At 69.4% G+C, this 7405-nt stretch carries 9 protein-coding genes; 6 read left to right on the top strand and 3 right to left on the bottom strand.

Annotation, left to right across the window (positions count from 1 at the left end):
• Together ACXAHD_RS03460 and ACXAHD_RS03455 are read left to right on the top strand one after the other, a co-directional pair.
• Positions 1–640 (top strand): RNA-guided endonuclease TnpB family protein (locus ACXAHD_RS03460; protein ID WP_475048541.1); only part of this gene is annotated, 640 nt, incomplete at its 5' end.
• A gap of 17 nt (positions 641–657) precedes the next feature.
• Complete coding sequence (locus ACXAHD_RS03455) at positions 658–1164, top strand: winged helix-turn-helix domain-containing protein (protein ID WP_416631921.1); 507 nt, start codon at positions 658–660, stop codon at positions 1162–1164.
• A 13-nt stretch (positions 1165–1177) separates the two neighbouring features.
• On the opposite strand, the gene ACXAHD_RS03450 is transcribed toward ACXAHD_RS03455, so the two are convergent.
• Positions 1178–1567 (bottom strand): MerR family DNA-binding transcriptional regulator, encoded by a 390-nt coding sequence (locus ACXAHD_RS03450; protein ID WP_416631923.1) that lies wholly within the window; start codon positions 1565–1567, stop codon positions 1178–1180.
• Between the two features lie 53 nt (positions 1568–1620).
• Between ACXAHD_RS03450 and ACXAHD_RS03445 the strand changes: the two genes are divergently transcribed.
• Together ACXAHD_RS03445 and ACXAHD_RS03440 are read left to right on the top strand one after the other, a co-directional pair.
• Positions 1621–2217 carry an NADPH-dependent FMN reductase gene (locus tag ACXAHD_RS03445; RefSeq protein ID WP_475048537.1) on the top strand — a complete coding sequence of 199 codons (597 nt, stop codon included), beginning with the start codon at positions 1621–1623 and terminating at the stop codon, positions 2215–2217.
• Positions 2214–3458, top strand: coding sequence for an erythromycin esterase family protein (locus ACXAHD_RS03440; protein WP_475048535.1), 1245 nt, complete (start codon positions 2214–2216; stop codon positions 3456–3458). Before ACXAHD_RS03445 ends, ACXAHD_RS03440 begins: the two co-directional genes overlap by 4 nt.
• Positions 3459–3463: 5 nt before the next feature.
• Here ACXAHD_RS03440 and cpt read toward each other — a convergent pair whose 3' ends face one another.
• Both cpt and ACXAHD_RS03430 read right to left on the bottom strand, forming a co-directional pair.
• Positions 3464–3979: a chloramphenicol phosphotransferase CPT gene (gene cpt, locus ACXAHD_RS03435; protein ID WP_475048533.1), complete on the bottom strand. Its 516-nt coding sequence runs from the start codon at positions 3977–3979 to the stop codon at positions 3464–3466.
• Positions 3980–4189: 210 nt separating this feature from the next.
• Entirely contained in the window at positions 4190–5251 is a 1062-nt protein-coding gene (locus ACXAHD_RS03430; protein ID WP_475048530.1) for a DUF7379 domain-containing protein, read from the bottom strand.
• Positions 5252–5387: 136 nt separating this feature from the next.
• Between ACXAHD_RS03430 and ACXAHD_RS03425 the strand changes: the two genes are divergently transcribed.
• Together ACXAHD_RS03425 and ACXAHD_RS03420 are read left to right on the top strand one after the other, a co-directional pair.
• A complete protein-coding gene (locus ACXAHD_RS03425) occupies positions 5388–5564 on the top strand; it encodes a hypothetical protein (RefSeq protein WP_475048528.1) in 177 nt (58 codons plus the stop codon).
• A gap of 40 nt (positions 5565–5604) precedes the next feature.
• Complete coding sequence (locus tag ACXAHD_RS03420) at positions 5605–7401, top strand: HEXXH motif domain-containing protein (RefSeq protein ID WP_475048525.1); 1797 nt, start codon at positions 5605–5607, stop codon at positions 7399–7401.
• The last annotated feature ends 4 nt before the right edge of the window (positions 7402–7405 follow it).

Below are 7405 nucleotides of genomic sequence, written 5' to 3'. Positions count from 1 at the left end.
TGCGCTCGGCCGGACGCTGTCGCGCAAGCAGGGCCCGGACCGGCGTACCGGACGACGTCCCTCGAAGCGGTGGGAACGGGCCGCGAGCCGGCTCGGTCGCGCTCACGCCCGGGTCGCTCATCTGCGCCGTGACGGGCTGCACAAGCTCACCACCCGGCTCGCCACGACGTACGGCACCGTTGTGGTGGAAGACCTCAACGTCACCGGCATGCTGCGCAACCGGCGGTTGGCCCGGCACGTCGCCGACGCCGGATTCGCGGAGATCCGCCGCCAGTTGGCGTACAGGACCGGATGGAACGGCGGCCGGCTTGTGGTGGCCGACCGCTGGTACCCGTCCAGTAAGACCTGCTCGGGCTGTGGCACGGTGAAAACCAAGCTGGCCCTGTCCGAGCGTGAATACCGGTGTGAGGCGTGCGGTCTAGTCATCGACCGTGACCGCAACGCCGCTGTGAACCTGGCCGCCCTTGCGGCGGCAACCGCCGGGAGTGGCCCGGTGGCAGCACGTGGAGCCGACCAGAAGACCCGCACACGCGGGCAGGTGGCCGTGAAGCGTGAACCCGGCACCGCTCAAGCGGATCAGACCGGGACCGTCCTACCGCAAGGCAGGACTACCAACCGTGCGCTCACTAAAGCCCACTGAGAGGTAACGGAGATGCGGTGACGGGTGGCGAGGTGCCGTTGGTGGTGTGCGTGTCGACGGACCCGGCGGTACGCGAGCGACTGGTGTCCCGCGTCGACGACCTCGGTGCGGTGCTGGTCGTCAACACCCTGACCGAGCTGCGGACAATGCTGCTGTCGACGGCGGTGGCCGATGGACTGGCGGCGACTGCCAGGCCGACGGCGACCACCGGTCCGCCGCGGGCCGAGCTGATCCGCGTCGGCGACCTGCTGCTCGACCCGGTCTCCACCGAGGTCACCTGGCGCGGCGAGGCACTGGCGCTCACCCCGTTGGAGCGGGAGACGCTGCTGCGGCTGGCCGGTCCACCGCTGCGGCTGTGGACGTACCGGCAGTTGTTCGAGGCGGTCTGGGGCGGCGCCTATCTGGGCGACCGGGCCGCGCTGCACGCCACCGTGAAGCGACTACGGCGCAAGCTCGCGGCGCTGCCCAACGGGCCACGGGTACGCACCGTCCGAGGCGTCGGCTACCACCTGGTGCCCGGGTAACCGGCTTCTGGAGTCAGCGCGCGCGTCCGCCGGCCGGTAGCTTGCAGAGCGGTTCGCCGGAGGCGATGTCGTCGAGCGCGTCGTGCAGTTCGGCGATGCGGCGCTCCGCCTCGGCGACGAGCGCCCGGGTGAGCTGCTGCCAGTCGGCCTCGGTCGGGCTGGCCGGCAGGGCGGCGAACAGGGCGACGATCTCCTGCACGCTGAGCCCGACCCGTTGGGCCACCCGGCAGATCCGCACCACGCACGGGGCGAACTCGTCGTAGCGGCGTTGGTTGCCGCTGGTGCGGACGGAGGTGAGTAGCCCCTGGCGTTCGTAGAACCGGATGGCCGAGGTGGCGACTCCGCTGGCAGCCGCGACCTCACCCACGCTCAGCGTCGCCGGGGAGATGATGGCATTGGACATGGGACGCATCGTCGCTTGACTTGAACTATTGTTCAAGTTCTACCGTCAGCGGCATGGAAACGGACAACGTCGCCACCCCGGACCGACCGCTGCGGGTCGCAGTGATCGCGGGCAGCACGCGACCCACCCGGCGGTCACCGGCCATCGCCCAGTGGGTGGCGTCGGACCGCAGCCAGCCGGAGCTCCGCCTGGAAGTGGTCGACCTGGCCACCGTCGACCTGCCGATGCTGGGCGAGCCGGTCGCCGCCGTCTTCGGCAGCTACGAACACGAGGCCACGCGCCGCTGGGCCGCCGCGATCGCCAGCTACCACGCGTACGTCATGGTCGTCCCCGAGTACAACGCCTCCTTCCCTGGCGTACTGAAAAACGCCCTCGACCACCTGTACGCCGAGTGGAACGACAAGCCGGTGGCCTTCGTCGGCTACGGGATCTCCGGCGGCGGCCGCGCCGTGGCGCAGCTGCGCCAGGTGGCCGAGGAGCTGCGGATGCGCCCAGTGGGAACGTCGCTGCACCTCTCACCGCACCAGGTCGTCGACGGGCGGTACGCGGCCAGGGCTGGAGACGTCGAGACCCGCGCCCGCATGCTGGCCGAGCTGGCCGGGGCGCTCGACGTCACCCGCGCGCCCGCCGCCGACGGGAGCGTCCGATGAGCACGGACGCTCCGGCGGCGGTCCTCGACTGGCTGTCCACCCACGCCCGACCGATGCGACCGTACGGCGACACCCCGTGGCGGGACGTCGTGATCGACCTCGCCGACGACCTTTCGCCGCGGCGGGCGGACCGCGACGCGGCTGCCGCGCCGACCGTCATCGGACTCGCGCCGACGACCCGGGAAAGCGCCGAGGTCAGCGAGCTGCAGGCCGACCTGCTCCAGGCGTTGGTGACCCGAGGCGTGCGTACCGTCGTCATCCAGGACACCACCGAGATCGGTGCACGGCTCGATCGGTGGGCCAGGACCGGGGAGACGTCAGATACCGGTCCTGAGGCGATCCTGGCCGACGCATGGGGGCCGTGGCGCACCGAGTCGCTGCGCCGCGTGCTGCTCTGGTTGCGCGCCCACAACGCCACCCAGCCGGCCGACCAGGTGGAGATTCGTGGGATCGTCCGCCCCACGGCGGTGCCCGCCGACTACGACCTGGTCCTCGCCCTGACAGCGGGCACCCGCGACCACGATCAGATATCGGCGCTGCTGGCGACGATCCGGGTCGCGCACGGCGGCGGCGAACACGTCGAACGCGCCCACGGCAGGTGGACCGGCGCGCCCTTCGTCGACCTGGCCCGGCAGGCCCGTACCGCGACGGCAGCCGGACTCGAACCCGGCACCGACGACGCGACCCGGGCGCTCGCGGCGCTCGACCGCATCGTGCGATTCCACGCCACCTCCCTCAGCCAGGGCCACGACGGCGACGACGAAGAGACGGCCGCCGCAGACCAGCTCGTCGAACACCTGCGGGCCACCGGCCGGCGAGCCGTCGTCTGGGACGGGATCGGTCACCTTGCCGCCCGGGGGACCAGCTTCGGCTCCCGACTCCGCAAGCGCCTCGGGACGGGCTACCGCTGCGTGCTGACCACCTTCGGGTCCGGCCGCATCCGGGGCTTCCACCTGCCGGCACCCCGCCCCGGCAGCCTGGACCAGACGCTCGACCATGTCGCGGCCAGGCTGGGCGCGGGGTACGCGGTCGACCTGACCGCCGCCCCGAAACCCGACGCGGTCGGGCGGTGGCTGGCCGGCCGGCACGCCGTACGCCTGATCTCCGGCATGTACCGCCCCGACGAGGACGAGCGGCACTACTCCGAGCTCGACGACCTCGCCGGTTCCGTCGACGTCTTCCTGCACCTGCCGCAGATCAGTCCGGTCAGGTACGTCGAACCTCCAGAGACGAAGGACTGAGCCGGTCAGACCACCCGCGCAGCGATCATTCGGGCACAGTCCAGCGACTCCAGGTGGCTGGTGTCCACCTCGATGTCGTACTCGACTCCCTCATGGACCATCTCGGCCTGCGACGCTGCCATTCCGACCACCCGGTCACCACGGGCGATCTCCCGCGACGCCGCGATGTCCGCAGCGCACCGCACCCCGACCCACAGCACGGCCAGGCCGTCCAGATATCGACGTGTCTGCTCCTGGGAGGCGCTGCCGCCGAGGAAGACCTCGTCGATGATGATGTGCGCCCCGGCTTTCGCCATCGCCGCGACACCCACCCGCCAGGCGTGCTGCATCTCGTCGAAGCCGTCGCCGAGGATGACCTCGCCCTGCGCGCCGAACGTCACCATGGCCGGCGGCAGCCGCTCGATCAGGTCGTCGATGCCGAAGCTGATCCACGGGCCGGGCAGCAGGTGCTTGAGACACCGGACGATCCCGGACTTGCCGGAGCTGGAACCACCGTTGAGCACGATGACCTGCGTCGCCATGTGATCGGTTACCTGCTCCGTCGGCTATGTGGTGGTCGCCTTCGACCCTATCGAAGATCCGGCTCCCGCCGATTCCATCGACGCGGCTGTCCTGGACGGACGGGCATTCAACACCACCGGCCGGGCAGCCGTGTAAGCGGTGGGAGACACCTCCGGATGTCTGGGCGGGTGGCGTCCGACGCGCCGGGAGCCGGCCCCTGCTCACCGGCGCTACGACGGGTCGACCAGACCCGAACTCGTCAAAACCTCGACCACATCGGCGACGGCCGGATGGTCTGGGACGAGTGTCTCCAAGGCGGCGGCGAGGAAAACCCACGGGGCAAGATGCCGGTAAGACTCGAAACTCCGCACGAGAGAGAACAGCTCCATCCGGGCGGCGGTGTCCCGCCGTAGCTGATGCACAATCACCGGGGGCAGCAGCTCATAGACCTGTTCGCGGAAGGCCGGCTCGGTCATCCGTGGGACAGCGAGCAACCGATCTACCAGAGCGCGGTACAGGTCGGCCGTCGCGCGGGCCGGCGTCGTCAGGGGGAGCCGATCGCCGGACGTTCGGGGCGCCGGAGCGTCGGTCATCGACAGGGCCTCCCTCAGGTGGCGTTTCAGGGCCACATAGGAACGGTGCCCCCGTGAATCCGGCTTGATGATCGAGAAGTGGTCACCGGGTAGCACCCCTACCTCGGGGAAGACACTCCTCGCCGAGACGGGTGTCACGACTCCGTCGCTTTCACCGGCGTACGCGACAATTGGGATCGGGCAGGTGGCGGCCGTGACGGCGGTGGCGTGGATGATCTGGTTGACGACGATCCGGTGCGCGTCGGAGATAGCCTGGTTCAGCGGCCGCAGTTCACGTTCCTGGGGATGCCGCCACAGGCCGCCTCGGCGCAGCAACAGGGCCAGTTCGGAGCCGGAGTTGGGACAGGCGAACAGGACGATCCGGCGGATACGGGCCAACTCCGGGCCTCCTCCGTCGGCGAGGGTACGGGCAAGCATCCGCTGCACCACGAGACCCCCTTGGCTATGGGTGACCAGAATGAGTCCAGAGTGGTCACTGCGGTCGTTCGTCAGGTAGGTGCGAAGACTGTCGGCGATGTCATTGATGTTGGGAATCCGTCGCAGCGGGCTCAGCGAGACGGGCGGGCTCGGGTACTCGAAGGTGTAGGGGTCGAGGGACGCGAGGTCGGCGTCGGTCTCGATGAGCCGCAGAAATGGCGACCACGTGGCGGCCGAAGACAGAAACCCGTGTACGAGCACGACTCCGAGGTGCCCTGACATGGTGACAACCTACCGCAGGAGGGCAACTTGGTGGGTTCCCGAAGTGGGCTCCCGACGCCGCCTACCGCTTCCGGAATCGTCACCTGGTGCGACATGATGAGCGAAGGAACCGTAACGACGTGAGGAGACGCCGGTCGTGAGCCGATCGATCGACGACATCGAGTCTGACCTTGTGGACCTCACGGAGGTGACACTTGTCGATCTTCCGAGGTATGACGAGCGGATCCTCGCCGCGACCATGCGACGGCTGCTGCGGCGGATCGATGATCCTGAAAGCATCACCAGTGGATACAATCCTCAGCGCATCGACTGAACGATTGGCTTGGAAATTCCGGATGGGCAATGATGGTGCTGTGAACAGGCCGCCCCGCCAACATCGACTCGACGAGCAGCACGTCAGCGTGCTTTTCGCCGGCGGCGGTGACGCGCGCACCGTCGCTGAGCTCCTCGCCATCGAGCGGAGTTGGCGCCTCCTGCAGTTGCGCGCCCTGCTCGACATCGTCGGCCCCCACCTCGACATGAGCCCGCTTCCATCCGTCTGGACCGCCTGGGAACTGCTCACCGAGGTGGAACGACATGATCCTGCTGTGGTCGACACCCTGCTGCTGCACCCCCAAGCGGGTGTCTGGGCGGGTTACACGTTGCGGCGTCTGCGTGGCACAACCCGCTCTGCGGCGCCGCTGTGGGTTGACCTCGGCTATCTGCACGCTCTTGCCGCCGCAGCAGCCCTGCGTGCCGGTATTGGCTTCAGCATCGCCGTGCCGGTGCGGGACGGTTTCACGGTGCTGCCGACCCTCGGCGCCGTCGCCATACCGGGTGCCGCACAGTGGGATATCACCGAGGTGCGGGGGTCTGCCGGCTACGGTGTCGTCGGCACGCTGGCGGGCGAGGTCGGAGTAGGTGGCGACGGCTGGAATGCCATGCCTAGTGTGCACGTCCAGGCCGACGGACACACTCTTGCGGTGCGGCTGGATTGCCTCGACCCGTACCGGAATCTGCGGGCTCCGACGCCGCCCCAGGCGCTGAGCGAACCGGAACTCGATCGTTGGCGTAATCTGCTCACGCATGCGTGGCAGTTGCTCGTTGAGACCAGCCCGGCGCTGGCATTGCCGATGACACGGGGCCTTTTCTCGGTGGTGCCGCAGCCACCGACGGAGCGGTTCCGCACGATGAGTGCCTCGGCCGGTGATGCTTTCGGCAGCATGATCATGTCGGAGCCGCGTGACGCCATGGAACTCGCGGTGACGCTGGTGCACGAGTTCCAGCACATCAAGCTCGGCGCCCTTCTGCACCTGGCTCCGTTGCACACCGCCGAGCCCGCCGAGCGTCTGTACGCGCCGTGGCGAGACGATCCCCGGCCGTTGGGCGGCCTGCTGCAGGGGGTGTACGCGTTCGCTGGCATAGCCGAGTTCTGGCGGGCGGTGCGCCATCGGGCCACAGGCAGCGCCGGTACGCTGGCGCACTTCGAGTTCGCCCGGTGGCACCGTCAAGTACGCACGGTACTGGCCCTGATGGCAAAGTTGCCGCAGCTCACTGAGGTCGGCCGCCGACTCGTGGCAGGCCTCACAGCGACTGCGGACCGATGGCAGACCGACAACGTCCCCGATCAACCACTCGCCGCCGCCCGCGACGCTGTCGCAGACCATCGGGCCCGTTGGCGCCTTCATCACCTGCGGCCGCCCGTCGAGGTGGTCACTGCGTTTGCGGCGGCCTGGACGGTCGGCGCTGACCGACCCGACCTACCCGCCGCCGCGCCGGCTCTAAAAGCCGACCCCAACGCCCGCGGACTCGACGCGCGAGCGGTCCTGGAGCTCTGGCGCCTGACCGACGCCGCCGGGTTCGAGCGGCTTCGAGAGGACTCAGCGGCGATCGGCGCCCGGGTGACGGGTGCGAGCCCTGCAGACGTGGCCTACGTGGCCGGTGATCGGGAGACCGCCCAACGCGGATATCTGCACGAGTTGTCGGCGGATCACGACCTGTCGAGCGCCTGGGCCGGACTCGGGCTGGTCCTGGCGAATACGCGGCCGGGCCCGGCTGCGGACGCACTGCGGGAACGGCCTGAGTTAGTGCGGGCCGTGTACCGGACTGTCCGCCATTGCGGCGGTGCCGCTGACCCTGTCGAGCTTGCAGCATGGATCGGGCCGGGCTGACCGG

The sequence above is a fragment of the Micromonospora sp. ABR4_055 genome, from assembly GCF_056160425.1.
This window is presented reverse-complemented; position numbering and strand designations above follow the sequence as displayed.

Coding starts and splice junctions, on each gene's coding strand:
- ACXAHD_RS03450 (WP_416631923.1), bottom strand. CDS start 1,567: ATGTCCAATGCCATCATCTCCCCGGCGACGCTGAGCGTGGGTGAGGTC.
- ACXAHD_RS03445 (WP_475048537.1), top strand. CDS start 1,621: ATGGAAACGGACAACGTCGCCACCCCGGACCGACCGCTGCGGGTCGCA.
- ACXAHD_RS03440 (WP_475048535.1), top strand. CDS start 2,214: ATGAGCACGGACGCTCCGGCGGCGGTCCTCGACTGGCTGTCCACCCAC.
- cpt (WP_475048533.1), bottom strand. CDS start 3,979: ATGGCGACGCAGGTCATCGTGCTCAACGGTGGTTCCAGCTCCGGCAAG.
- ACXAHD_RS03430 (WP_475048530.1), bottom strand. CDS start 5,251: ATGTCAGGGCACCTCGGAGTCGTGCTCGTACACGGGTTTCTGTCTTCG.